This is a genomic window from Streptomyces pactum (assembly GCF_002005225.1).
Classification (GTDB): domain Bacteria; phylum Actinomycetota; class Actinomycetes; order Streptomycetales; family Streptomycetaceae; genus Streptomyces; species Streptomyces pactum_A.
Genome location: NZ_CP019724.1, coordinates 7,574,194 through 7,597,438, shown reverse-complemented (window position 1 = coordinate 7,597,438; position 23,245 = coordinate 7,574,194). Strand labels below are relative to the sequence as shown.

At 73.7% G+C, this 23,245-nt stretch carries 24 protein-coding genes and 2 pseudogenes; 15 read left to right on the top strand and 11 right to left on the bottom strand.

Going from position 1 to position 23,245, the window contains the following annotated elements; genetic code table 11:
- Positions 1-73: 73 nt before the first annotated feature.
- Both B1H29_RS38910 and B1H29_RS38280 read left to right on the top strand, forming a co-directional pair.
- Positions 74-238, top strand: a pseudogene (locus tag B1H29_RS38910) (transposase); the annotation flags it as partial.
- Positions 239-268: 30 nt separating this feature from the next.
- Complete coding sequence (locus B1H29_RS38280; protein ID WP_055420431.1) at positions 269-475, top strand: hypothetical protein; 207 nt, start codon at positions 269-271, stop codon at positions 473-475.
- A gap of 137 nt (positions 476-612) precedes the next feature.
- Here the strand turns inward: B1H29_RS38280 and B1H29_RS33180 are convergent, their stop codons facing one another.
- Positions 613-1,101, bottom strand: coding sequence for a GNAT family N-acetyltransferase (locus B1H29_RS33180; protein WP_055420432.1), 489 nt, complete (start codon positions 1,099-1,101; stop codon positions 613-615).
- 524 nt (positions 1,102-1,625) lie between these two features.
- On the opposite strand from B1H29_RS33180, the gene dhaK reads away from it, so the two are divergent.
- The 3 genes from dhaK to B1H29_RS33165 are packed head-to-tail and all read left to right on the top strand — an operon-like array spanning position 1,626 to position 3,670.
- Positions 1,626-2,618: a dihydroxyacetone kinase subunit DhaK gene (gene dhaK / locus B1H29_RS33175; RefSeq protein ID WP_055420433.1), complete on the top strand. Its 993-nt coding sequence runs from the start codon at positions 1,626-1,628 to the stop codon at positions 2,616-2,618.
- A gap of 49 nt (positions 2,619-2,667) precedes the next feature.
- On the top strand, positions 2,668-3,267 hold the full coding sequence (dhaL, locus tag B1H29_RS33170; RefSeq protein WP_055420434.1) for a dihydroxyacetone kinase subunit DhaL: 600 nt from the start codon (positions 2,668-2,670) through the stop codon (positions 3,265-3,267).
- Complete coding sequence (locus tag B1H29_RS33165) at positions 3,260-3,670, top strand: PTS-dependent dihydroxyacetone kinase phosphotransferase subunit DhaM (protein WP_055420435.1); 411 nt, start codon at positions 3,260-3,262, stop codon at positions 3,668-3,670. The genes dhaL and B1H29_RS33165 overlap by 8 nt, the downstream gene beginning before the upstream one ends.
- A 94-nt stretch (positions 3,671-3,764) precedes the next feature.
- Here the strand turns inward: B1H29_RS33165 and B1H29_RS33160 are convergent, their stop codons facing one another.
- Together B1H29_RS33160 and B1H29_RS33155 are read right to left on the bottom strand one after the other, a co-directional pair.
- A complete protein-coding gene (locus B1H29_RS33160; RefSeq protein ID WP_267891965.1) occupies positions 3,765-4,127 on the bottom strand; it encodes a hypothetical protein in 363 nt (120 codons plus the stop codon).
- 15 nt (positions 4,128-4,142) lie between these two features.
- Positions 4,143-4,991, bottom strand: coding sequence for a glycoside hydrolase family 75 protein (locus B1H29_RS33155; protein ID WP_055420436.1), 849 nt, complete (start codon positions 4,989-4,991; stop codon positions 4,143-4,145).
- Between the two features lie 483 nt (positions 4,992-5,474).
- Between B1H29_RS33155 and B1H29_RS33150 the strand changes: the two genes are divergently transcribed.
- Together B1H29_RS33150 and B1H29_RS33145 are read left to right on the top strand one after the other, a co-directional pair.
- The gene (locus tag B1H29_RS33150; RefSeq protein ID WP_055420437.1) at positions 5,475-6,479 is read left to right on the top strand and encodes a fibronectin type III domain-containing protein; all 1,005 of its coding nucleotides are present in this window, start codon (positions 5,475-5,477) and stop codon (positions 6,477-6,479) included.
- Between the two features lie 169 nt (positions 6,480-6,648).
- A complete protein-coding gene (locus B1H29_RS33145) occupies positions 6,649-7,200 on the top strand; it encodes a hypothetical protein (protein ID WP_055420438.1) in 552 nt (183 codons plus the stop codon).
- A gap of 13 nt (positions 7,201-7,213) precedes the next feature.
- On the opposite strand, the gene B1H29_RS33140 is transcribed toward B1H29_RS33145, so the two are convergent.
- The 4 genes from B1H29_RS33140 to B1H29_RS33125 all read right to left on the bottom strand — a co-directional run bounded on the left by B1H29_RS33140 (position 7,214) and on the right by B1H29_RS33125 (position 11,337).
- A complete protein-coding gene (locus tag B1H29_RS33140; RefSeq protein WP_055420439.1) occupies positions 7,214-7,783 on the bottom strand; it encodes a PadR family transcriptional regulator in 570 nt (189 codons plus the stop codon).
- Between the two features lie 77 nt (positions 7,784-7,860).
- The gene (locus B1H29_RS33135; protein ID WP_055420440.1) at positions 7,861-9,876 is read right to left on the bottom strand and encodes an NADPH-dependent 2,4-dienoyl-CoA reductase; all 2,016 of its coding nucleotides are present in this window, start codon (positions 9,874-9,876) and stop codon (positions 7,861-7,863) included.
- 113 nt (positions 9,877-9,989) lie between these two features.
- The gene (locus B1H29_RS33130) at positions 9,990-10,358 is read right to left on the bottom strand and encodes a hypothetical protein (RefSeq protein WP_055420441.1); all 369 of its coding nucleotides are present in this window, start codon (positions 10,356-10,358) and stop codon (positions 9,990-9,992) included.
- Between the two features lie 70 nt (positions 10,359-10,428).
- Entirely contained in the window at positions 10,429-11,337 is a 909-nt protein-coding gene (locus tag B1H29_RS33125) for a hypothetical protein (RefSeq protein WP_055420442.1), read from the bottom strand.
- Positions 11,338-11,584: 247 nt separating this feature from the next.
- On the opposite strand from B1H29_RS33125, the gene B1H29_RS33120 reads away from it, so the two are divergent.
- Positions 11,585-13,669: a SpoIIE family protein phosphatase gene (locus tag B1H29_RS33120; RefSeq protein ID WP_055420443.1), complete on the top strand. Its 2,085-nt coding sequence runs from the start codon at positions 11,585-11,587 to the stop codon at positions 13,667-13,669.
- A gap of 14 nt (positions 13,670-13,683) precedes the next feature.
- Here B1H29_RS33120 and B1H29_RS33115 read toward each other — a convergent pair whose 3' ends face one another.
- Both B1H29_RS33115 and B1H29_RS33110 read right to left on the bottom strand, forming a co-directional pair.
- Positions 13,684-14,505, bottom strand: coding sequence for a putative protein N(5)-glutamine methyltransferase (locus B1H29_RS33115; RefSeq protein WP_055420444.1), 822 nt, complete (start codon positions 14,503-14,505; stop codon positions 13,684-13,686).
- Positions 14,506-14,677: 172 nt separating this feature from the next.
- Positions 14,678-15,519, bottom strand: a pseudogene (locus tag B1H29_RS33110) (hypothetical protein); the annotation flags it as partial.
- 104 nt (positions 15,520-15,623) lie between these two features.
- On the opposite strand from B1H29_RS33110, the gene B1H29_RS33105 reads away from it, so the two are divergent.
- From B1H29_RS33105 to B1H29_RS33075, 7 genes are all read left to right on the top strand, one after another.
- Positions 15,624-16,118 (top strand): MarR family winged helix-turn-helix transcriptional regulator, encoded by a 495-nt coding sequence (locus B1H29_RS33105; RefSeq protein WP_055420445.1) that lies wholly within the window; start codon positions 15,624-15,626, stop codon positions 16,116-16,118.
- 93 nt (positions 16,119-16,211) lie between these two features.
- Positions 16,212-16,817, top strand: coding sequence for a sulfite oxidase-like oxidoreductase (locus B1H29_RS33100; protein WP_055420446.1), 606 nt, complete (start codon positions 16,212-16,214; stop codon positions 16,815-16,817).
- Between the two features lie 49 nt (positions 16,818-16,866).
- Positions 16,867-17,586 (top strand): ferredoxin reductase, encoded by a 720-nt coding sequence (locus tag B1H29_RS33095; RefSeq protein ID WP_055420903.1) that lies wholly within the window; start codon positions 16,867-16,869, stop codon positions 17,584-17,586.
- A gap of 308 nt (positions 17,587-17,894) precedes the next feature.
- Entirely contained in the window at positions 17,895-18,479 is a 585-nt protein-coding gene (locus B1H29_RS33090) for an Rv1733c family protein (protein WP_055420447.1), read from the top strand.
- Between the two features lie 204 nt (positions 18,480-18,683).
- Positions 18,684-19,652, top strand: a complete 969-nt coding sequence (locus B1H29_RS33085; RefSeq protein WP_055420448.1) for an acetylxylan esterase — start codon at positions 18,684-18,686, stop codon at positions 19,650-19,652.
- A 179-nt stretch (positions 19,653-19,831) separates the two neighbouring features.
- The gene (locus tag B1H29_RS33080) at positions 19,832-20,998 is read left to right on the top strand and encodes a serine hydrolase domain-containing protein (protein ID WP_055420449.1); all 1,167 of its coding nucleotides are present in this window, start codon (positions 19,832-19,834) and stop codon (positions 20,996-20,998) included.
- A 142-nt stretch (positions 20,999-21,140) separates the two neighbouring features.
- Positions 21,141-21,884 carry a GntR family transcriptional regulator gene (locus B1H29_RS33075; protein ID WP_055420450.1) on the top strand — a complete coding sequence of 248 codons (744 nt, stop codon included), beginning with the start codon at positions 21,141-21,143 and terminating at the stop codon, positions 21,882-21,884.
- Positions 21,885-21,914: 30 nt separating this feature from the next.
- On the opposite strand, the gene B1H29_RS33070 is transcribed toward B1H29_RS33075, so the two are convergent.
- Positions 21,915-22,640, bottom strand: coding sequence for a class I SAM-dependent methyltransferase (locus tag B1H29_RS33070; protein WP_055420451.1), 726 nt, complete (start codon positions 22,638-22,640; stop codon positions 21,915-21,917).
- Positions 22,641-22,644: 4 nt separating this feature from the next.
- Positions 22,645-23,241: a PadR family transcriptional regulator gene (locus B1H29_RS33065; protein WP_055420452.1), complete on the bottom strand. Its 597-nt coding sequence runs from the start codon at positions 23,239-23,241 to the stop codon at positions 22,645-22,647.
- Between the last annotated feature and the right edge of the window lie 4 nt (positions 23,242-23,245).

Below are 23,245 nucleotides of genomic sequence, written 5' to 3'. Positions count from 1 at the left end.
TCGGCTTCGGTCCTTGTCCCGCATCGTGATGATCTCGGTGTGAGGCGAGGTCACTTTCCTGATAATCGATCTCGTGGTGGGCCGTGGTGAGCTGACGGATGCGGCGTGGGAGCGGACAGCACCTCTGCTACCGAGGGTTGACGGTCGTGGGCGGCCGTGACGGGATCACCTGCAGGTGATCAACGGGGTGCTGTGGCGGTTGCGGACCGGTGCTCCGTGGTGTGACCTACCGGAACGACGATCGCGGCCTGCCCCTGGCCGCGACGTCATGCCCGGCAACGTCAACGACTCCACCGTCTTCGACGCCGTCCTGGAGGAGCTGACGGGTGCCCCGGGCCAGCGCCGGACGGCGGACCGGCCCGGCGAACCGTGGACGGGCGATCCACGCGGTGGATCCGATGGCATGTGGGCCGGCTCCTCCCCCGGCCGCACCGACGCCCGCCGGCCAAGCTCCACGGGGCAAGGACTGTGGTGAGGGAGTCGCCAGGAAAGGCCAGGCGATCCCCCGCCAGGGCTGAGACGACGGCACACACAGAGCGCCCGGCGTCCAGCGACTCCCGCATGCCCCCACCGTGCAGGCGAAGCCGGTGCCCCGCGAACCGGCACACCGCGTCATTCCGAAGAAATGCGAAACTCGAATTCGGGACGGTCCCACGGCACGGCGGGCGGGTTCGCCGGCGCGGTCCCGGTCCGTACTGCACCGACGCGGTGGTAGAAGTCCTCGGCGGGAAGATGCGACACGACCTTGACACGGTCGAGCCCGGCGGCACGGCCCTCGGACCGCATGTGTGCGACGAGCAGTCGTCCAATACCCCGCCCTTGCGCTTCGTCGGCGACGAACAGCAGATCGAGCTCCGGTGGATCGAGGACGAGCGAGTAGAACCCGAGGACCCGGCCTCCATGCTCGTCGCCGCCGACGGCTACGAAGGCGCGGTGGGCCTCGATGTAATCGGGACCGACCCGGTAGCCCGCGACTGCGGCTGCGTACTTGCCCTCGTAGGCACTCGAGCCACGCACGAGCCGCGTGAGCCGTTTGGCATCCCGTGCGACGGCCCGCCGTATCGTGATCGCCCGGCTGACCGGGGAAGTGCGCGAACTCATCCGGAGAGTATTACGCACCGGGGAGTGTGCTCGTGCGGCCGGTCGGCTGCCTGGCAGGCGTTCCCGCACCGCTCCCGGGGACCGCTCGTCCAAGCCCCGATCGACCACGTCACTCCCACCGAGTGGGCCGCCAGCAGCAGCAACCGGACGCCCGAAGGGCTGCGGAGAAGCCGGATAACGCAGCACCCGCTCAGCCGCCGCAGCTCTACCCCCACCTTGCGATGCCTCGACTTTCGCCGCATCACGTCATGCACGCCGACCAGGGCGCGCCCAAGTCGTCCTCTCGCGTGACCTTCGCTGCCGCAAGGCCGATACTGCCGACAGCGGCGCCCCGACCGAGACCTGCCCGACCGCCGGAACAACCTGACGACCGTCACCGAAGACAGCATTGAGTCAGCATCAGTAACGCCAGAACCCGCTCACGACCGCCCCGGACCGCCAAGATCACGAACTACCCACCCCCACCCCTGAACAGCCAGAACGCATGTCAGAGGTCCATCCGCTAATCTGCCTAGGAGATACCCATGAAGATGCTCATCAACGTCCCGGAGACCGTGGTCGCGGACGCGCTGCGTGGTATGGCGGCCGCCCATCCCGAGCTGACCGTGGATGTCGAGAACCGGGTGATCGTGCGCAGGGACGCTCCCGTGGCCGGGAAGGTCGCCCTGGTGTCGGGGGGCGGATCCGGGCACGAGCCGCTGCACGGCGGGTTCGTGGGTCCCGGGATGCTGTCGGCGGCCTGTCCGGGTGAGGTGTTCACCTCCCCGGTGCCGGACCAGATGGTGCGGGCGGCGGCGGCCGTGGACAGCGGGGCCGGGGTGCTGTTCATCGTGAAGAACTACACCGGTGACGTGCTCAACTTCGACATGGCCGCCGAGCTGGCCGAGGACGAGGGCATCCAGGTCGCCAAGGTGCTGGTCGACGACGACGTGGCGGTGACGGACAGCCTCTACACGGCCGGGCGGCGCGGTACGGGGGCGACGCTGTTCGTGGAGAAGATCGCCGGGGCCGCGGCCGACGAGGGCCGGCCGCTGGAGCGGGTGGAGGCGATCGCCCGCCAGGTGAACGACAGCTCCCGCAGCTTCGGTGTCGCGCTGAGCGCCGTCACCACGCCCGCCAAGGGCAGCCCCACCTTCGACCTGCCGGCCGGTGAACTGGAACTGGGCATCGGCATCCACGGGGAGCCCGGCCGGGAGCGGCGCCCGATGATGACCTCGGGGGAGATCGCCGAGGCCGCCGTGGATGCGGTCCTGTCCGACTTCGACCCGCGCAATCCCGTCCTGGTCCTGGTCAACGGTATGGGCGCGACGCCGCTGCTGGAGCTGTACGGCTTCAACGCCGAGGTGCGGCGCGTGCTCGGCGAGCGAGGTGTCGCCGTGGCCCGCACCCTCGTCGGCAACTACGTCACCTCGCTGGACATGGCGGGGGCCTCGGTCACCCTGTGCGAGATCGACGAGGAGCTGCTCGGGCTGTGGGACGCGCCGGTGAGGACACCGGGTCTGAGGTGGGGCATGTGACGGCGCACGGGGAAGGAGTAGCAACGTACCTACCAAGCAAGGAGACCCAGTGCTCGACGCCGACTTCTTCCGCCGTTGGATGACGGCGACCGCCGCGTTGGTCGACCGCGAGGCGGAACGGCTCACCGCCCTCGACTCGCCGATCGGCGACGCCGACCACGGCAGCAACCTCCAGCGCGGGTTCACGGCCGTGACGGCCACGTTGGAGAAGGAGGCACCCGACACGCCCGGCGCGATCCTGACGCTCGCCGGACGCCAGCTCATCTCCACGGTCGGCGGTGCCTCGGGCCCGCTGTACGGGACGTTGCTGCGCCGTACCGGCAAGGCGCTCGGGGACGCCGCCGAGGTGAGTCCCGAGCAGTTGGCCGAGGCGTTGCGGACGGGAGTGGACGCCGTACGGACACTCGGGGGTGCCGCGCCGGGCGACAAGACCATGATCGACGCCCTGGTCCCCGCCGTGGACGCCCTCGGCGGCTCGTTCGCCGAGGCCCGCGCCGCGGCCGAGGAGGGAGCCGAGGCCACCGTGCCGATGCAGGCCCGCAAGGGCAGGGCGAGCTATCTGGGCGAGCGCAGTATCGGGCACCAGGACCCCGGGGCGACCTCGGCGGCGCTGCTCGTCGCGGCGCTGGAGGAGGCGTCCGGTGAGTGACGGCAAGCTGGTCGGAATCGTGCTGGTGTCGCACAGCGCCGAGGTCGCCGCGTCCGTGGCCGGGCTGGCGCAGGCCCTGTCGGGCGGTGGTGTGACGGTGCCGGTCGCGCCGGCGGGCGGGACCGCGTCCGGTGGGTTCGGCACCAGCTCCGAGCTGGTGTCCGCCGCCGCCGCGTCCGTGGACCGGGGCGCGGGGGTCGCCGTCCTCACCGACCTCGGCAGTGCGGTGCTCACCGTCAAGGCGCTGCTCGCCGAGGGCGACGAACTCCCCGAGAACACCCGTCTGGTGGACGCCCCGTTCGTCGAGGGCGCGGTGGCGGCGGTCGTGACGGCCGCGACGGGCGCCGACCTCGCGGCCGTGGAGGCGGCGGCCGTGGAGGCGTACTCCTACCGGAAGGCCTAGCCACGAGGTCCGGTGCCCCGAGGGCGGCGGGAGGGCGCCCCCTCGCCGCCCCCGCGGGCTTCGCCCGGCCGGCTACGCCGTCGGCGTGCCCGCGTCAGGTGAGGCCGTCCGCGGCGGCCCGGAGAGCGGTACGCAGGGTCGTGGCCAGTTCCGCCCGCGCCGTCGCGTCGTCGGCGCGGGCGTGGGTGTGGGCCGTGTGCCAGGCGTGGTGTTCGACCGCCGCGCGCAGCGCCGCGTCGAACATGGCCGCCCGGATCGCGGGCCGCAGGTCGTCCGCGGGCAGCCCGGCCCGTTCGGCGAGGGCGCGGGCGAACGCCGGTTCGGCCTCGTCGTAGGTCTGCAGCCAGACCGCGCGCAGGCCCGGTTCGGTGCGGGTCAGCCGTACGCGAGCAACATCAACGGCGCGATCCTGCCCGTCGACGACGGCTGGTCCGCCGTCTGAGACACCCGGACCCACGGGGCGCGGGCGGATTCAGCCGGCGTCCAGGAATTCCCGCGCCAGCCGCTCCCCCGCCTTCTCGGCGGCGGCCTCGTCCTCGATGGGCTCGACCTCGCTGCCCTTGAAGACGATGTACGTCACCCCGGACGCGGTACCACCCGCGTGCGGGTCGGCCGGGATGCCGAGCGAGCGAGCGGCGGCGTAGGAGGCCTCGCCGATGAGATCGCGCGGGCCGATGTCGCCGACGACCGCGTAGCGCACCCGGTCCCCGTGGACGACGGCCGCGACCGACCCGCCCCGGACGTCGTGCTCGCGGTGGTCCCAGATGTCGCTCGGCTCGGGCACGACGACGTAGGGCAGGCGTTCGGCGTCCAGAGCGCGGCCGTCCGACTGGGTGTAGGCCGTGGCAGCGGTGAAGTGCGGGTCGGTGCCGCCGTTGCAGTGGTCGCCGGGCCGGCCGTCGCAGTCGACGTCCAGGTCGGCCTTCCAGTACACGGCGTCCCGCGTACCGCAGACCGGGATGTCCGCCGGCGCTCCGGCGTCGGTGCGGTAGCGCCCGCGCGAGACGGGGTCGCAGCCCCGCGCCCTGGCCAGCAGGTCGGCGGCGCGGACGGGCCCCTCCCGCCGCGCCTCCTTCACCCCGGCACCGGCGCCGGCGCCGGGCCGCATCCCGGAGGGTGGAACGGGTCCCGCCTGGTCCCGCGGCACCGGTCCGATCCGGGCACCGGACCTGCCCGCGCGGACCGGCCAGGCCTGGTGCTGGTGTCCGGCCCCGGGCTGGGCCTGGGGGCCGGGACGGGGCGGGGGCGGCGCACCGGGGAACGCCGTGGGGGCGAGCAGGGCGGCGCTGGCCGCGACCAGTGTCAGCGACTGGACACGCACTATGTGGCCTCTCCTGGGGGACATGGACGGTCACTCGGCCACATCTGTCCCCGAATCGCGCACCCGGCCACCTTTTGTGGGCCAGACGGTGCACGCCCGCGCCCCGGCGCGGGTGCCGGGGCGGTGCGCTCCCTGGCGCGGGGCCGAGGACGCCCGACGCGACCAGGAGCGCCTGGCGCGACCAGGGGCGGGCAGGCCGGGCCCGTACCAGCGCCGGCCCGCCCGGCCGCCCGCGCCGGCGCGGCATCAGCGACGACAGCGGTCCGCGCCGACGCCCGAACTCCCGCGTTCCTACCGGGACTTCGGCCACGAGGAGCTTCAGCATACGTAATGCTTCCCGGTGGCCGCCGACCACGGCCCTCTTGATGTGATCGCATCACAGGCGCCATATTGGTCCGGACCATTACTGTTGAGTCGAAGCCGGCACGAAGCCGCTCCGTAGCCGAGCCGGAGCCGCATCCACGCCGCCCGGGAGGCAGAGCCGTGCGAGACGCGTCCGTTCCCGCCGTCACCGCCCCCGTCTCCGTCCTGCGCCGCTCCGCCCTGCTCTGCGGCGCGCTCGCCCTGGTCACGTCCTGCGGCTGGGGCACGGGCGACGACGGCGACGGGAGCGGCGCGCCGCCCGGGGCGCCGACCGGCGTCACCGCCGAAGCGGGCAGCGCCACGACCGTGCACGTGATGTGGAACGCGGTCGACGGCGTCGAGAGCTACGAGGTCCATCGCGGCGGCACCTTGGTGACGGAGGTGGCGGCGTCCGACCGCATGGTGGACGTCACCCGGCTGCGCCCCTCGACCGCCTACGCCTTCACCGTGCGGGCACGCGACGCCGACGGGCGGCTGGGGCCGCACAGCCGGGAGGTGAGGACGACCACTCCGGCCGCCGTCGCCGACGACTCCGCCCCGACGCGCCCGGCGGACGCCCACGGCCGGGCCGCGGGCAGCCGGGCGGTCCAGCTCACCTGGTCCGCCTCGACCGACGACCGCGGGGTGGTGTCGTACGACATCTACCAGGGCGTCACGAAGGTGCACAGCGTCGGGGGCGGCCAGACGACGGCCGTGGTCACGGGACTGCGCGCGGGCACCCGGTACTCCTTCACGGTCCGGGCGCGGGACGCCGCCGACAACGTCTCCCCCGCCGGCGCCACCGTCCGGCTCACCACCTCGGGCTCCGGCGACGGCCACGCCACCGCGCCCACCGCCCTGCGCGCGGCCTCCCACCGCGCCGACGGCGCGTACTACATCGACCTCACCTGGATCCCGCCGCGCACCGACGGCCTGGTCACCGAGTACCAGATCCACCTGGACGGCCGCCCGGCGACATCACTCGTCTACGGCGCCGACGCGCCGCGCGACCGGGCGGAGTACAGCTTCTACGCGGGACCGGAGGCCGGGGTGACGCACCGGGTGCGGGTCCGGGCCAGGCTGTCCGACGGCACCTGGGGCGGATTGTCGGCGGAGCGGAAGGTGACCACGGGCGGGGACGGATGACGTCGAGGCGGTGGTGCGCCGGGGCGGGGAACGCGTCACCTGGGCGGTCGCGCTCGGCATGCGGGCACGGCCGCCGACCTGTTGGCTGCCCGTGAGGCAGCACGGGCGTTTCCGATCCCGGCGGCGCAACCGGATGTACCGCCGACCGTGCCGCCGGAGGGCAGTCCACATGCGCATCTCATCGCCACTTCTCCGCTCCGGCCTGACCGTGGCAGCCGTCGCCGCGCTGCCCGTCGCACTGGCCGCCGGGCCGGCCGCCGCGGGCCCGGGGATCTCCGTGAGCACCACCGGGACCACCGTGTCGGTCACGACCACCGCCTGCGCCCAGCTCAACGGCAGTTGGGGCACCGCCTCACTGCTCACCGGCAGCCAGGGGGACTTCGCCCAGGGGCGCCAGGTGGCGCTGTCCGGGACGAGTTCCGGGCAGTCCGCCACCTGGTCGGGCATCAGCCCGGGCACGTACACGGTCATCGTCATGTGCTCGAACAACAGCACCGCCGGCACCCAGACCGTCATCGTCTCCGCGGCGCCCTCTCCTTCGCCCAGCCGATCCGCCTCCCCCTCCCCCTCCGCGTCCCCACGCGGTGTCCTGGGCGGTCTCGGCGGAGCCGTGCAGGACTACGGCACGGTCACCCTCGTGGCGGGCGGCGCGCTGGCCGGCACCGGCGTCATCGCGGCGGCCTGGTTCCTGCGCCGTCGCTCGAAGCCGTACCGGTTCTGAGCCGTGGAGGTGCTCACGCCCGCTCGTCACCCGGCGGCTCGGTGTCACCGGACAGCGCGGCGAACTCCGTGAGGGCATGCCTGAGCCACTGCGTCCAGAAGGTCTCCAGGTCGATGCCGGCGCGCAGCACCAGGTGCCGCAGCCGGTCCTCGGTGCTGTCCCTCCCGGGCGGGAAGTCCCGCTTCTCGATCTCCTCGTACTCGGCCAACTGCCTCTGGTGCAGCTCCAGATGGCGGCGCAGATCCGCCTCGATGCCGGTGGTGCCGACCACGGCCGCGGCACGCAGCCGCAGCAGCATCGTGTCCCGCAGGGGCTTGGGGTCCTGTGCGGCGGCGGCCCAGCGGGCCAGTTCGGCGCGGCCCGCGGGCAGGACCTCGTAGGACTTCTTCTGCCCCCGGGCCGGCTGCTGGTCGCGCAGCGCGCGGATCAGGCCGTCCGCCTCCAGTTTTCCCAGCTCGCGGTAGATCTGCTGGTGCGTCGCCGACCAGAAGTAGCCGATCGACCTGTCGAAACGGCGGGTCAGCTCCAGCCCCGACGACGGCTTTTCGACCAGGGCGGTGAGGATCGCGTGCGGGAGTGACATGGGGTCATCCTAGGGACGGCCCCCGTGCCCCCCGCCCCACGTGCCCCCGCCCCACGCGCCCTGCGCCCCACGCGCCGCTACAGCGCCGCCGCCAGCTCGGTGCCCTGCTTGATGGCGCGCTTGGCGTCCAGTTCGGCGGCCACGTCGGCGCCGCCGATAAGGTGCGCGCTGCGCCCGGCGGCGACCAGGTCGTCGTACAGGCCGCGGCTCGGCTCCTGGCCCGTGCACAGGACGACCGTGTCGACCTCCAGGACGGTGGACTCGTCGCCGACCGTCAGGTGCAGTCCGGCGTCGTCGATCCGGTCGTAGCGCACGCCCGGGACCATGGTGACGCCGCGGTGCTTCAGCTCGGTGCGGTGGATCCATCCCGTGGTCTTGCCGAGGCCGGCGCCGACCTTGGAGGCCTTGCGCTGGAGAAGGTGCACGGTGCGCGGCGGCACGGGGCGCTCGGGCGCGGTGAGACCGCCCGGCCCGGCGTAGTCCGTGTCGACGCCCCAGAGGCGGAAGTACGTCTCCGGGTCCTCGTGTGCCTTGTCGCCGCCGTCGGTGAGGTACTCGGCGACATCGAAGCCGATGCCGCCCGCGCCGAGGATCGCGACGCGGTCGCCGACGGGGGCGCCGTCGCGGAGCACGTCGAGGTAACCGACGACGCTCGGGTGGCCGACGCCGGGGATGTCGGGCGTGCGCGGGGTGACGCCGGTGGCGACGACGACCTCGTCGTGGCCGTCGAGGTCGTCGGCTCCGACCCGGGTGTTCAGTCGTACGTCGACGCCGTGCGCCGCCAGTCGCGTACGGAAGTAGCGCAGCGTCTCGTCGAACTCCTGCTTGCCGGGGACCTTCCGGGCGACGTTGAGCTGGCCGCCGATCTCGCTCGCGGCGTCGTACAGGGTGACCTCGTGGCCGCGTTCGGCCGCGCTCACCGCGCAGGCCAGCCCGGCGGGTCCGGCGCCGACGACCGCGACGCGCTTGCGCCGCCGGGTCGGGGCGAGGACCAGTTCGGTCTCGTGGCAGGCGCGCGGGTTGACCAGGCAGGAGGTGATCTTTCCGCTGAAGGTGTGGTCCAGGCAGGCCTGGTTGCAGCCGATGCAGGTGTTGATCGCCTCCGGGCGGCCGGCCGCGGCCTTGGCGACGAAGTCGGGGTCGGCGAGCATCGGGCGGGCCATCGACACCATGTCGGCGGTGCCCTCGGCGAGCAGCCGTTCGGCGACCTCGGGGGTGTTGATGCGGTTGGTGGTGACGAGCGGCACCGCCACCTCGCCCATCAGGCGCTTGGTCACCCAGGTGTAGGCGCCGCGCGGCACGGAGGTGGCGATGGTGGGGATGCGGGCCTCGTGCCAGCCGATGCCGGTGTTGATGATGGTGGCTCCGGCGGCCTCGACGGCCTTGGCCAGCGTGATCACCTCGTCGAGGGTGGAACCGCCGGGGACCAGGTCCAGCATGGAGAGCCGGTAGACGAGGATGAAGTCCTCGCCGGCCGCCTCGCGCACCCGGCGCACGATCTCGACGGGCAGGCGCATGCGGTTCTCGTAGGAGCCGCCCCAGCGGTCGGTGCGGTGGTTGGTGCGGGCGGCGATGAACTCGTTGATCAGGTAGCCCTCGGAGCCCATGATCTCGACGCCGTCGTACCCGGCTTCGCGCGCCAGGCGGGCGGTGCGTACGTAGTCGTCGATGGTGCGCTCGACGTCGGCGTCGGTCAGCTCGCGGGGGACGTGAGGGCTGATGGGTGCCTGGAGAGGGCTCGGGGCGACCAGGCCGGCGTGGTAGGCGTAGCGGCCGAAGTGCAGGATCTGCAGGGCGATGCGGCCGCCCTCGCGGTGCACGGCCTCTGTGACGACCCGGTGCTGCTCCGCCTCGGCCTCCGTGGTGAGCTTGGCGCCGCCCTCGTACGGCCGGCCCTCGTCGTTGGGGGCGATGCCGCCGGTGACGATCAGGCCCACTCCCCCGCGGGCGCGGGCGGCGTAGAAGGCGGCCATGCGCTCGAAGCCGCGCTCGGCCTCTTCCAGGCCGACGTGCATGGAGCCCATCAGGACCCGGTTGGGCAGCGTGGTGAAGCCCAGGTCGAGCGGACTCAGCAGGTGGGGGTAGCGGCTCATCGGGCCCTCCGTGCGCGGTGTGGTGCCTCTGTTGTAGAGGACGGCCGCCTTCTTGTGCAACTAGTTGCACAAGAAGGCGGCGCACACCACACACCGCACCCGGCGGGCCTCGGTCAGTGGCTCTCCAGCCGTACGTGCAGTTCCCGCTCCTGGTCCCCGGAGGCCGCGCTCAGGTCGTGCACGGTGAACAGGGAGTCCAGCGTGGTGCGGAACCGCTCGATCGCCCAGTAGCCGCCCTGCGCATCGGCCTCGACGGACGCCGAGAGCCGGGCCGGGTCGCACCCGCCCCGGGCCTCGGCCACGTCGAAGGTGCCGAGCCACACGGTGGGGCGCACCTCGTGGTACGTCCGGGGCACCTCGTCCGGGCGCCGGTCGGACGAGTAGCACGCGCACAGGGCCTCGAACACGGTCCGGGCGTCCTCCTTGCTGCACCCGCTCAGCTCCACCGAGACGGACTCCGGATGCAATCGCTCAGCGTCCATCGTGATAGCTCCTCTCGTGGCCCGTACCCCCAGAAAAGCACCACTTCGGGCCCGGCGCGAAGGGGGCGGGTCAGCTCCGGGTGAAGCGGTACGTCTTGCTGTCCGTCAGTACGCAGAAGCCCGGCGAGACGACGATCACGCGCAGGGTGCCGGTACGGCGGTCGTAGTCGATGCCCTCCGCCTCGAAGGTGCCGGAACAGGCGCTGCGCAGGGGCAACTGCCGCAGGGCGGTGACGTGGCCGGTGACGTCCGCGGTGCCGTTCGGCGCGGCGGACAGGTCGATCCGCAGCAGGGGCTTGGTGACGCCGAAGAGGGTGCCCGCCGGGTCGTCGGAGGAGCACAGCAGCGTGGTCGCGTCGAGGAAGTCGCAGCCCTGGACGTCGCGCACGGCGTGGTCCAGGCGGACGGTGGCCGCCTGCGGGAGGTTCGCCGAGGGCGAGGTGCTCGGGTTGACGCCGGGAGTCGGGAAGACCAGCAGCCGGTTCATGGTGCCCCACTCACCCGAGAGCATCCACTGGCCGTTCGGCGAGATGGCGGACCAGGAGTTGTTCAGCGCCTCGCCGGGGCTGAGCGTGTGCACGTATTCCGACCAGCGGCCGTCCGGCGCCTGCACGCGGAACATCTTGGTGTTCCCGTCGTCCCGCTGGTACGGCTCGACGTAGTGGCCGTCGTAGGAGGCGTCGGGGTCGCCGACGTGGTTCCAGCCCCGGCCGCTGAGGCTCAGGGGGATGGTGCCGATGCCGGTGTAGCGGTTGGGACTGCCCGCCGGGACCTCGACCGAGGCCAGACCCTGGCTCTCGGTCAGCGGATCGGCGCGGTCGGAGCCCACCTCGGTCCAGGTGCCGGCGGCCAGGGCGGCCGCGGTGGCCGCGGTGGCCGCGGTGGCCGCGGTGGCCGGACCGGCGAGGCCGACGGCGAGGGCGAGGGCGGCGAGTCCGGTCAGGGCCGCGTGACAACGTTGCCAGGCGCGCAGGGGCATGGGCGGGCTCCTCGATGGGGGGGGGTGGGTGGTGCGGCACTCGGCGCACAGTCTGTCCCGCCCACGCGGTCATGTACAGGCCAACATCGGCCGCGCTCCGTGCGGCGGCGGCCGCCGTGCCGGGTGATGCTGGAAGGAGACGGCAGCGGCCTCGGAGAATCGGCCCTGTGCGCGGTGGAACGCGGTAGAACAAGGGAGTCGGCATCAAAAGGGCGTGCCGCGTGGAACGGCGAAGGCGGGGCGTGGGATGAGTGCAGCCGGGTCTGCCGGGTTCGGGGGCGACGCGTCGCCGCGCGGGCCGGAGCGGCCCAGCGGGCTGCTCGACGTGCTGAACGTGGCCTCGGTCGTACTGGACACCGAGGGCCGGATCGTGCTGTGGAGCCCGCAGGCCGAGGAGCTGTTCGGATACACCGCGCCGGAGGCGCTGGGGCAGTACGCCGCCCGCATCATGGTCCACGAACGCCATCTCGACCTGGTCGTGAAGCTGTTCGCGGACGTCATGAAGACCGGACAGAGCTGGGCGGGTGCGTTCCCCATCCGCCGCAAGGACGGCACCACCCGGCTGGTGGAGTTCCGCAACATGCGCCTCCTGGACGACCGTGGGGACGTCTACGCGCTGGGCCTCGCCGTCGACCGGTCCACCGTGCGCCGACTGGAGCACGACGTGGCGCTGTCCACGCGGGTGATCCGGCAGTCGCCGATCGGGCTGGCGGTCCTGGACACCGAGCTGCGGTACGTCTCGGTCAACCCGTCTCTGGAGAACATGAACGGCATGTCCGCCGAGGACCACCTCGGCCGCACGGTCCGCGAGGTGCTGCCCCTGGTCGAGGCGGCCCCCCTGGAGGAGGCGGCGCGCCGGGTGCTGGAGACCGGACGGCCGATCGTCGGCCAGTCCGCGACCGGGCGGACCCCCGCCGACCCGGACGAGGAGCACACCTGGTCGCTCTCGCTGTACCGGCTGGAGGACGCCGTCGGCGCGGTACTGGGCGTGGCCGTCTCGGTGGTGGACGTCACCGAGCAGTACCGGGCGGGCGTCGAGGCGGAGGCAGCGCGGCGCCGGCTGGCCGCCGTCGCGGACGCCTCCGCGCGGATCGGCACCACGCTGGAGCTGGACCGTACGGCGCACGAGCTGGCCGGCGTGGCCGTGCCGGACCTCGCCGACATCGCGGCCGTGGACCTGCTGGAGGCCGTGGTGAAGGGCCGGCGCAGCACCCTGGGCCCGGCCGAGCCCGCGGTGATGCGGGCCCTGGCCGTGCAGGCGCACGACGCCCCTCGGGCGCTGCGGGCGGCCGATCCGCCCGGCCAGGTCGCCCGGTACGGGCCGGACCGCCTGGTCACCGAGTGCGTGCGCACCGGCAGGCCGGTTCTGGTGGCCCAGGTGACGGACGAGGACCTGCCGCGTATCGCCCGTTCACCGGAGGCGGCCGAGCTGCTGCGCCGGGCGGGTGTGCACTCCTACCTGGCGATGCCGCTGATCGCGCGGGGCGAGGTGCTCGGCGCCCTGGACCTCAAACGGGTCGGCAATCCGCTGCCCTTCGACGAGGACGATCTGCTGCTGGCCCGGGAGCTGGCCGCCCGCGCGGCGGTGCAGATCGACAACGCCCGCTGGTACCAGAACGCCCGCGACGCCGCACTCACCCTCCAGCGCAGCCTGCTGCCGAGCCACCCGCCGGTGACGGGCGGGCTGGAGGTCGCCTCCCGCTACCAGCCGGCCGAGGCGACCAGCGAGGTCGGCGGCGACTGGTTCGACGTGATCGAGCTGGAGGGCTGCAAGACCGCGCTCGTGGTGGGCGACGTGATGGGCAGCGGCATCGCGGCGGCGGCCTCCATGGGCCGGCTGCGCACCGCGACGAACACCCTGGCCGCGCTCGACCTCGATCCGGCGTTCCTGCTCGAACACCTCGACCGGACCACGGCCGGCCTGGACCAGGCCATCGCCACCTGCCTCTACGCCGTCCACGACCCGCACCGGCGGCAGTGCCGGATCGCCAACGCCGGGCACCTGCCGCCGGTCCGTCTGCGCGCCGGGCGGCCGCCGGAGCTGCTGGACCTGCCCACCGGGGTGCCGCTCGGGGTGGGCGGTGTCGCCTTCTCGACCACCACCGTCGACCTGGACCCGGGCGACCGGCTGGTGTTCTACACCGACGGTCTCGTCGAGACGCGCCGGCATCCGCTGGACGAGCGGCTGGACGCGCTCCTCGCCCTGCTGGAGGGCCCCGACCGCCCTCTGGAGGAGGTCTGCGACCTGCTTCTGCGCACGCTGCACGAGCCGGAGAACGCCGACGACGTGGCCCTGCTGATCGCCCGGGCCACGCCGCCGGAGGGGGCGTAGCCCGGGCCGCGCCGTCACTCCCTGACGCCGATCACCACATGGGCGTACAGCTCCTCGCAGACCGCGAGGCGGGGCGTCAGGCCGGCGCGGGTGAAGGCCTCGACGGCCGCCGGTGCCTGGCGTTCACTCGTCTCGACCAGCAGGCAGCCGCCGGGCGCGAGCCAGCGGGGCGCCTCGGTGGCGACCCTGCGCAGCACTTCGAGGCCGTCGGTGCCGCCGTCCAGGGCGACCAGCGGCTCGTGGTCCCGTGCCTCGGCGGGCAGGAGGGCGACCTCGCCGGTGGGCACGTAGGGCACGTTGGCCGCGAGGACGTCCACCCGGCCGCGCAGCGCGGCGGGCAGCGGTGCGAACAGGTCACCGGCGTACACCCGGCCCCCGGCGTCCGCGAGGTTGCCGCGGGCGCAGCACACGGCGGCCGGGTCGACGTCGGCGGCGTGCACCTCGGGCCGGTCGAGCGCGGCGGCCAGGGCGGCACCGACGGCGCCGGAGCCGCAGCACAGGTCCACGACGACGGCCGCGTCCGGCGCCTGCGCGAGAGCCTCGGTCACCAGGAACTCGGTACGGCGGCGGGGCACGAAGACGCCGGGGGCGACGGCGATGCGCAGTCCGCGGAACTCCGCCCAGCCCAGGACGAGTTCGAGGGGCAGGCCGGTGACGCGGCGGTCCACCAGGACGGTGAGCTCCTCGGCGGTGCGGGTGGCGTCGAGGAGCAGTTCCGCCTCGTCCTCGGCGAAGACGCAGCCCGCGGCGCGGAGCGCGGCCACGACGGAGTCACGCGTCGGGAAGGCGGTGGAGAAGGGGGAGGGAAAGCGAGAGGTGGAGAAGAGCTGAGGCATGGAAGCCGAGAGCCTTTCGAGAACCGAAGGGCGCTCTCACGGTCACCCGTTGGCGGGGACCGCACTGCCGTGAGGTGAGAGCACCAGGGCCGACACAGCGGTAATGGGTCTCACCTCCCAGGCGTTCGGCGGCCGGGGCTGTCCTCGGCCGTCGGTCACCTTACCCCAATGATCAGACGCCGACGACCTCCTCGGCCTCCTCCTCCGCTTCCTGCGCCGTGGGGCCGGCCTCCCGCCCGCCCGGCCTCGCGTGCCGGGGAGCGGTGGCCGACACCGGGGCCGGGCCGCTCCGCTCGCGCAGGCCGGCGGCCGCCGTCACCAGCAGTCCGAGGAGCCGCCAGGCGATCAGCGTCCACACGCCGCGGCCCAGTCCGTCGCCGTCGAAGTACAGCAGGCCGCGGGCGCCCTCGACGAATCCGGCACCGTTCCAGAAGGCGTGCAGGGTGCCGAAGAAGCCGTTCTGCGGTTCCGGCCGGAACAGGCCGCCGGAGCTGGTGAAGTTGAGCGTCACGAACAGCACCATCATGGCGAGCGTGGTCCACCGCTTGAGGAAGGTGTGCTGGCCCACGCCGATGAACAGGATGCCGGCGGCGTAGAGCCAGCCGAGGCCCCACAGACCGGCCAGGTCGTGGTGGGCGAGGTGGAACACCGGCCCGGCGAGCAGGGCGCCGACACCGCTGACGACGACGGGGACGCCGAGGGCGAGCAGGGCCCGCACGCGCATCGGCAGGCGGGCACCGGCGGCGCCGAGGGCGGCCACGGACGCGTAGGAGCCGATGCTGACCGCGATCAGCAGGAAGAACTGGCCCTGGCCGGTGGGTCGTCGTCGACCGGGGTGGCCACGTCGGTCACCTTCAGCGGGTCGCCCCGCTGCGTGGCGAGCGGGGTGAAGACCCGCTCCGCGGCCATGGCGCCCATGTCGGAGGCGGCGGTGGCCACCACGACCTCGGGTGTCTTGCCACCGGGCACGTAGGCGCCGGTGATGTCGCGGGCCGTCAGCAGGTCGACGGCGTCCTCCCATGACTGGTCCGGTCGGCCGGTTCGACGGCGACAGGCAGTTGGCTCATACAACCCTCTTTCGAGTTGTGCTACACAACTAGCGATGAGGAGGAGGACCCGTGACGGCAGCCGAGGTGCCCGATGAGACGACCGTCACCCGCGGCGACCGCCCGGCGGACGCGGCCGTGGAGACCATCCAGCGGGAGATGACGGCCTTCGCCCGCCGCGCCCGCGCCTCGGCGGGCCGCATGCACCCCGAACTCTCGCTGGTGTCGTACACGCTGCTCGGCCACCTGGAGGAGCGGGACGGCTGCCGGGCCACCGACCTGGCCGCCCACTACGCCCTGGACAAGTCCACCGTCAGCCGCCAGGTGTCCGCCCTGGAGCACGCCGGACTCGTCGAGCGGCGCGTCACTCCGGACGACCACCGTGTGCAGGTCCTGCACCTGACGCGGGCCGGGCGGCGGATCCTGGCCCAGGTCACCGAGAGCCGCCGGACGGCCTTCCGGGAGCGGCTCGCCGACTGGCCCGAGGAGGACCTGATCCGCTTCGCCGCGTATCTGGAGCGGTACAACGCGTGGCAGGGCGCCGCCTCCGGCGAGGACCAGGGCTGAGGTCCGTCCCCGGGACACGTACGGTTGACCGCGTAGGCACTGATCACGCCCGCCGCGGGCGTCCTCTCGCGGCGGCCCGAAAGGCTCCACCACATGAACACCACCCGAGGCTTCACCGGGCGCCCGCGCGCCGCCCGGCCGGGGCTGCCGCCCGGCCAGTACGACGCCGGTGACGACTGGCCCGTGCTGTCCGCCGAGGTCACGCCCGACCTGTCGCCCGGCGACTGGACCTTCCGTGTGGGCGGACTGGTGGCCGGGACCCGCACGTGGGACCTGGCCGCGGCCCGCCGGCTGCCGGCGTCGGCCTACTCGGGCGACATCCACTGCGTGACCGGCTGGTCGAAGTTCGGCGTGCGGTTCGGGGGCGTGTCCCTGGACGCCTTCCTGGACGCGGCGCGCCCGCTGCCGTCCGCCACGCACGCCGTCGCCTACTCGCACACCGGCTACACCGCGAACCTGCCGCTCGCGGACCTGACCGGCGGGCGTGCGTGGATCGTGTGGGAGTACGACGGGCGCCCGCTCGCCCCCGAGCACGGCGGCCCGGCGCGGCTGGTGGTGCCGCACCTGTACTTCTGGAAGAGCGTCAAGTGGGTCGCGGGCCTGGAACTCCTCGACCACGACGAACCGGGCTTCTGGGAGCGGAACGGCTACCACGCGCGCGGCAACCCCTGGCAGGAGCAGCGGTACTCCGGTGACTGAGACAGCGACGCACACGGCGAAGTCCTTCACTCCCCCGACGCGGTTCGCCGTGCCCGGGCGCATCGAGGTGAACGGCCAGGCGGCCGGGACGTGGCGGACGGCCACCCTCACGGAGATCCGCCGCGAGACGCCCCGCGCGTCCACCTTCCGGTTCGCCGTGCCGGACTGGGCGGGGCACCTGCCCGGCCAGCACCTGATGCTGCGGCTGACCGCCGGGGACGGGTACGTGGCGCAGCGCCACTACTCGCTGGCATCCGCGCCGGACGACTCCGGACACATCGAGCTGACCCTCGACCATGTCGAGGACGGCGAGGTGTCCGGCTGGTTCCACACGGTCGCCCGGCCCGGCGACCGGATCGAGGTGCGCGGCCCGCTGAGCGGCTTCTTCGCCTGGCCGGGCGACCGGCCCGCCCTGCTGCTGGGCGCGGGCTCCGGGGTCGTCCCGCTGATGTCGATGGTGCGGCACCACCGGGCGCGGGGTCTGACGGTGCCGCTGCGGCTGCTGGTGTCCGCGCGCGCTCCCGAGGAGTTGATCTACACCCGCGAGTTCGGCGCGGAGACCACGCCCGTCTTCACCCGCAGCGCCCCGGCCGGCACGCCGGTGGGCCGGATGACGACCGCACACCTGGCACCGCTTCTGGCCGAAGCGCCCGCCGACGGCTGGGAGGCCTACGTGTGCGGCTCCAACTCCTTCGCGGAGCACGCCTCGCGGCTGCTGGTGGCGGCCGGCCAGCCGGTGCACCGGATCCGGATCGAACGCTTCGGCTGACCCCGGGACCGGTCGCGACCGGCGGGACCCGCTCCACCGGCGGGCGTACCCCGGCCCCGGAGGAACCCCGGCCCGAAAGCGTCCCGGCGGGGCCCGGTTTCACCCGCACCCCGCCGGGCACCTGTCCTCGGCACGGTACGGTCGTCCGGCGTTCCGGGGCGGGCGACGGGGTGAGCGAGAGGCGCCGGACGGGTACCAGAACTGTGTGGGCACTCGCACGCGTGGCGCGATGCGGAGACACGGCGGCCCCCGCTCTCGTACGGCCGTCCGCCCGGGCCTCCGATCGCCGTGATCGCGAGGAGGTCGAGATGCGAACCGGGGTGCGCGGTTGGCGCGTGCGGCGCAATCCGCTGCGACGCCGGTCGGACGTCGTCGAAGCGTGGACCGTGCTGGTCGTCGCGATCCTGCTGGTCGTGGGGGCGCCGCTGCTCGGAGCCGCCACGGGCTGGTGGAGCCACCAGCAGGCCCGGGCGGTCGCCGCGGAGCAGCGCGCCGAACGGCACCGGGTCAGCGCCGAGGTGGTCGGCCGCACTCCCGACACCCTGCCGTCGGTACAGACCGGCGGGCAGCACTCGTACCGCGCGACCGTCCACTGGAGTACGCCGGACGGCACCGACCGGAGCACCTCGGCCCGTGTCCCGGCCGGCACCCGGCACGGTGACAGGGTGGACGTGTGGCTGGACTCCCGGGGCAGGAGCGTGCCACCGCCGACGGACCCCTCCGCGATCTGGCAGCACAGCGTCACCATCGGTGTGTGCACCACCTTGGGGACGGCGCTCACCGTGCTCCTCGCCCACTGCGCCGTACGCAAGGTCGCCCTCCGGCGCCGGATGGCCGAGTGGGACCGCGACTGGGCCCTCACCGAGCCGCAGTGGACACACCGCCGGGCCTGACCCAGGCGCCGGTGACCCGACCACCCGGCCCGGCCGCCGGGCGCCCGTGCGGCCTCCGCCGACGTTCGATCCGTCGAACCGCAGGTCAGGTTGGTGGCCCGCTGATGGTCCGCCCGTCGGCGATCTGGCGAGTCCTCCGACCATTCACGTACGGTGTGATCATCCGCACGGTCCCGCACTGTCTCCCCGCGAAGGCGGTTCTCGATGGCCCTGTTCGACCTTCCGCTCGACGAACTCCGCGCGTACCGCAGCGCGTCGGCCGAGCCCGAGGACTTCGACGCGTTCTGGAACGAGACGCTCGAGGAAGCCCGGGCGCACGAACTGGACGCCCGCTTCGAACCGGTCGACACCGGACTGTCCACGGTGCGGGTGCACGACGTGACGTTCGCCGGGTTCGGCGGCCACCCGGTGAAGGGCTGGCTGATCCTGCCGGCCGCGGCCAGGGAACCGCTGCCGCTGGTCGTGGAGTTCGTCGGGTACGGCGGCGGGCGCGGACTGCCGCACGAGCACCTGCTGTGGGCATCCACGGGGCGGGCGCACTTCGTGATGGACACCCGCGGCCAGGGCAGCGCCTGGGGCGGCGGCGGCGGGACCGCGGACCCCGTCGGCGGCACGCCCTCGTACCCGGGTTTCATGACCCGGGGCCTGGACGCACCCGGGAACTACTACTACCGCCGCGTCTTCACCGACGCCGTGCGCGCCGTCGAGGCGGCCCGCTCGCATCCGCTGACCGACCCGGCCCGCACGGTGGCCCTCGGCGGGAGCCAGGGCGGCGGCATCGCGATCGCCGTCGGCGGCCTGGTGCCGGACCTGACGGCCGTCACGCCCGACGTGCCGTTCCTCAGCGACTTCCCGCGCGCGACCACGCTCACCGACCGGCACCCCTACCGGGAGATCGGCCTGTACCTCAAGACCCACCGCGGCCGCACCGAGGACGCGCTGCGCACGCTGTCCTACTTCGACGGCGTGCACTTCGCGGCGCGCGGCCGAGCGCCGGCGCTGTTCTCGGCGGCCCTGGAGGACCAGACCTGCCCGCCGTCCACCGTCTTCGCGGCGTTCAACGCCTGGGCGCACGACGACAAGTCGATCGAGGTCTACGACTTCAACGACCACGAGGGCGGCGGGCCCTTCCAGCAGGCCGCCAAGCTGCGCTGGCTGCGCTCGCGTCTCTGAGCCCGCCGGCCCCGCCGGCCCCGGCTGCCCTGGCGGCCCCGGAGACCCAGGCGACCGGGAGCCCCGACGCGAACCCGCCACGGCCGTGTCCGCGGGCTACCGCCCAGTCCGACCAGTCGGTACGTTCAGGTCCGGGCCGCACCCTCGCGGCCCGGACACCGGCGGACGACGGAGGGCCCATGTCCGAGCACCAGGCGCAGGTCCACGGCCACTGCGACACCCGCTTCGCGGCGGTACGTACGGCGTTCGAGGAGAACTTCCGGGACCGGGGCGAGCTGGGCGCCGCCGTGGCCGTCACCGTGGGCGGCGCGACGGTGGTGGACCTGTGGGGCGGATGGGCCGACGCGGCCCGCACGCGGCCGTGGGAACGGGACACACTGGTCAACGTCTGGTCGACGTCCAAGGGCCCGACCGCCCTGTGCGCCCACATACTCGCCGACCGCGGCCTGCTGGACCTCGACGCACCGGTGGCCGCGTACTGGCCCGAGTTCGCCGCGGCGGGCAAGGAGAAGGTCCTCGTACGGCATCTGCTGTCGCACCGCGCCGGCCTGTCCGGGCTGCGGGAGCCGCACTCGGCGGCACAGTTGTACGACTGGAGGCTGACCACCGAGCGGCTCGCGGCCATGGAGCCCTGGTGGGAGCCCGGAACCCGGTCCGGATACCACGCGATGACCTACGGTTTCCTGGTCGGGGAGGTCGTGCGGCGGGTGTCGGGACTGCTGCCCGGAGCGTTCCTGGAGCGGGAGGTGACCGGGCCGCTCGGCGTCGACTTCACCATCGGGCTGCCGAAGAAGGAGGCGGGGCGGGCGGCCGAGCTGGTACACCCACGGGTGGCCTCCGACAGCGAGCAGGCCGCGCTCTTCGCCCGGTTGGCGCCCGCGGCCGTGGCGGCGCTCGCCAATCCTCCGGTGGGCGCCACGGAGGCCAACGGCGCCGCGTGGCGGGCCGCGGAGATACCGGCGGCCAACGGACACGGCACCGCCCGGGCGGTCGCCGCGCTGTACGGGATCCTCGCGGGCCGGGGCGCGTACGGCGGCCACCGCGTGCTGTCCCCGGAAGCGGCCGAGCGGGTGCGCGAGGGACAGGGCTCCTGCCGCGACCTGGTCCTGGGTGCCGGCTTCGCGCACGAGACCGAGGCCGGACTGGGGCTGTGGCTCAGCGGCCCCAATGGCTCCTACGGCCCCAATCCGCGGGCTTTCGGACACGACGGCTTCGGCGGCTCCTGCGGTCTGGCGGACCCGGACGCCGGAGTCTCACTGGGTTACGTCATGAACCGCATGGGGCCGCGCATCGCCGACGACCCACGGAAGACGGCGCTGGTGGACGCGCTGTACAGCGCCTTGTGAAGGGGTGACGGACGGTCGACGCGCGGGTGAGGTTTCGGCCGAACCGGCGGACCGCCCTTCCCGGTTGGTTTAGACCAATGATAATTCTGGTGGCGCACCGAGCCCGCGCGGCTACCGCACGTCACCAACAGGAGGGCGCGGCATGGCCCGCACCACTTCGCACGACCATCCCCTCACCGAAGCCCAGCCCCTCTACTGGCGGGTGGCCGCAGAGCTGCTCGGCGAGCTGCGCGACGGGACCGTCCCGCCGGGCACCCGGCTGCCGGGCGAACGCCGGCTGGCCGAGCACTACGGAGTGAGCCGCGAGACAGTTCGGCAGGCCCTGGAGGTGCTGCGCCGGGACGGCCTGCTCGCCACCGACCGGCGGGGCAGCCACGCCGCCCTGCCCGGCCCGCCGGCGCAGAGCCCGGCGTCCCTCACCTTCCCGGTCGGCGCCGGGCCGGCGCGGCCGTGCACCGGCGACCGCGCCACCGTCGCCTGGGAGGCTCCGCCGCCGGAGCATGCCGCGGCGCTGGGACTGGCGCCCGGCCGGCCGACGCTGGTGCACCGCTACACGTCCGCCACCGCCGACGGAACCGCCCGGCGGACCGCGTTGACCTCCTTCTCGGCCGTGGCGCTCGCCGAGGTCGAGGAGCTGGCCAGGTACCGCGACCGCGCCGACGGCACCGCCTCGGCGCAACTGCGGCGGGCCTACGACTGGATGCGCCGCGCGGGCCTGACCCTGCATCACCGCGACACGATCAGCCGCCTCGCGGACACGCCGTCGGTGCGGGTCGTCCGCCGGGTGCGCGACCAGTACGCGCGCCCCCTGGAGATAACGGACCTCCTCGTGGACGCCCGACAGGACGCGCTGGTCTACGAGTTCACACTGCCGGCGGCCGGCTGACCCCGCCCCCGCCCCCGCCCCCGCCCACCGTCAGGGCAGCCGCCGGGCCACGACCATCCGGACCCGCGGGCTGCCGTCGGGCCGGCGCCCGAACTCCGGCAGGGCGTGCAGGTCCGTCCGGAAACCGGCGCGCGCCAACTCCCGGCCCACGTCCCCGAGCCGGAACGTCCGGTAGTACATGACGAACGGCGGCCGCCACAGCGCGTTTCGCACCCGCATCGCGGCGTCGAAGCCGAGCAGCGTCCAGTAGCCGCGGGAGCCGGGGCGGGGTGGCGCCCCCACGGGGAAGGCGAAGCAGCCGCCCGGTCGCAGCACGGAGTGCACCTGGGTGAACAGGCCCGGCAGTTCACGGGGCAGGAAGTGCCCGAACGCCCCGAAGCTGACCACGAGGTCGAACGCGGGACCGAAGGGCAGGGCGCGGGCGTCCGCACGCACCCAGGAGACCGCCGGTCCCTCGGGCACGACGCGCCCCCGGGCCGCCTCCAGCATGCCCGCGCTGAAGTCGACCCCCGTCACGCGCTCCCGGCACACCCTGGCCAGCACGCCCACTCCCGCGCCGGTACCGCAGCACAGGTCGAGTCCGGCGCCGAACGGCCCCGACGGCGTCAGCGCCGAGGCCACGGCGTCGAGCACCCGGTCCGGGGTCCGGTACGGGGTGTGCTCGAACTTCGGGGCGAGCAGGTCGTAGCCGCGCTCGACCGACGACAGCGCCTGGACGGCGAGTTCGCGCAGGGTGGGGCCTTCGGGACTGAACATCCGGTCAGCCTAGAGGCTGCCCGGCGGGCCCGGCGGGCCCGGCGGGGGCGCGCCGCTCCCGCAGCACCGCGAGGACGCGCTCGCACCAGCGGGCGTTCTCGCGCTCGAAGGTGATCCCGGCGAGCAGCGTGAGGTAGGGCCCGACGCGGTCGGAGTCCCGCAGGTGCTCCTCCTCGGTACGGCCGTCGAGGAGGCGCTCGCGGACGCGCTCGTAGCGGGCCAGCTTCCCCAGGGCCCAGGACCTGCGCTCCTCCACCAGCGCGCGGACCCGCTCCGGGGCCACGCCGTCCATGGCCTGCATCTTGATCAGGAACTCGTCGCGGATGGCGGTGGGGCGCCGGGTCGGCTCGGCGGCGAAGGCACCCAGTTGTTCCCGGCCGGCCTCCGTGAGCGAGAACAGCCGCTTGGTGGGCCTGCGTTCCTGCGGCACCGTGCGCGCCTCGATGAGCCCGTCTCCCGCGAGACGCTCCAGCTCCCGGTAGAGCTGCTGCGGCGTGGCGGGCCAGAAGTTGGCGAGCGATACGTCGAACACCTTGGACAGCTCGTAGCCCGAGGCCTCGCCCTCCAGCAGGGCGGCCAGGACGGCGTACTTGAGAGACATGTCG

Bases quoted from the DNA above. Each gene is read 5' to 3' on its own strand.
- B1H29_RS38280 (WP_055420431.1), top strand. From the start codon at position 269: ATGCCCGGCAACGTCAACGACTCCACCGTCTTCGACGCCGTCCTGGAG.
- B1H29_RS33180 (WP_055420432.1), bottom strand. From the start codon at position 1,101: ATGAGTTCGCGCACTTCCCCGGTCAGCCGGGCGATCACGATACGGCGG.
- dhaK (WP_055420433.1), top strand. From the start codon at position 1,626: ATGAAGATGCTCATCAACGTCCCGGAGACCGTGGTCGCGGACGCGCTG.
- B1H29_RS33145 (WP_055420438.1), top strand. From the start codon at position 6,649: ATGCGCATCTCATCGCCACTTCTCCGCTCCGGCCTGACCGTGGCAGCC.
- B1H29_RS33140 (WP_055420439.1), bottom strand. From the start codon at position 7,783: ATGTCACTCCCGCACGCGATCCTCACCGCCCTGGTCGAAAAGCCGTCG.
- B1H29_RS33135 (WP_055420440.1), bottom strand. From the start codon at position 9,876: ATGAGCCGCTACCCCCACCTGCTGAGTCCGCTCGACCTGGGCTTCACC.
- B1H29_RS33130 (WP_055420441.1), bottom strand. From the start codon at position 10,358: ATGGACGCTGAGCGATTGCATCCGGAGTCCGTCTCGGTGGAGCTGAGC.
- B1H29_RS33125 (WP_055420442.1), bottom strand. From the start codon at position 11,337: ATGCCCCTGCGCGCCTGGCAACGTTGTCACGCGGCCCTGACCGGACTC.
- B1H29_RS33120 (WP_055420443.1), top strand. From the start codon at position 11,585: ATGAGTGCAGCCGGGTCTGCCGGGTTCGGGGGCGACGCGTCGCCGCGC.
- B1H29_RS33115 (WP_055420444.1), bottom strand. From the start codon at position 14,505: ATGCCTCAGCTCTTCTCCACCTCTCGCTTTCCCTCCCCCTTCTCCACC.
- B1H29_RS33100 (WP_055420446.1), top strand. From the start codon at position 16,212: ATGAACACCACCCGAGGCTTCACCGGGCGCCCGCGCGCCGCCCGGCCG.
- B1H29_RS33090 (WP_055420447.1), top strand. From the start codon at position 17,895: ATGCGAACCGGGGTGCGCGGTTGGCGCGTGCGGCGCAATCCGCTGCGA.
- B1H29_RS33085 (WP_055420448.1), top strand. From the start codon at position 18,684: ATGGCCCTGTTCGACCTTCCGCTCGACGAACTCCGCGCGTACCGCAGC.
- B1H29_RS33080 (WP_055420449.1), top strand. From the start codon at position 19,832: ATGTCCGAGCACCAGGCGCAGGTCCACGGCCACTGCGACACCCGCTTC.
- B1H29_RS33075 (WP_055420450.1), top strand. From the start codon at position 21,141: ATGGCCCGCACCACTTCGCACGACCATCCCCTCACCGAAGCCCAGCCC.
- B1H29_RS33070 (WP_055420451.1), bottom strand. From the start codon at position 22,640: ATGTTCAGTCCCGAAGGCCCCACCCTGCGCGAACTCGCCGTCCAGGCG.
- B1H29_RS33065 (WP_055420452.1), bottom strand. From the start codon at position 23,241: ATGTCTCTCAAGTACGCCGTCCTGGCCGCCCTGCTGGAGGGCGAGGCC.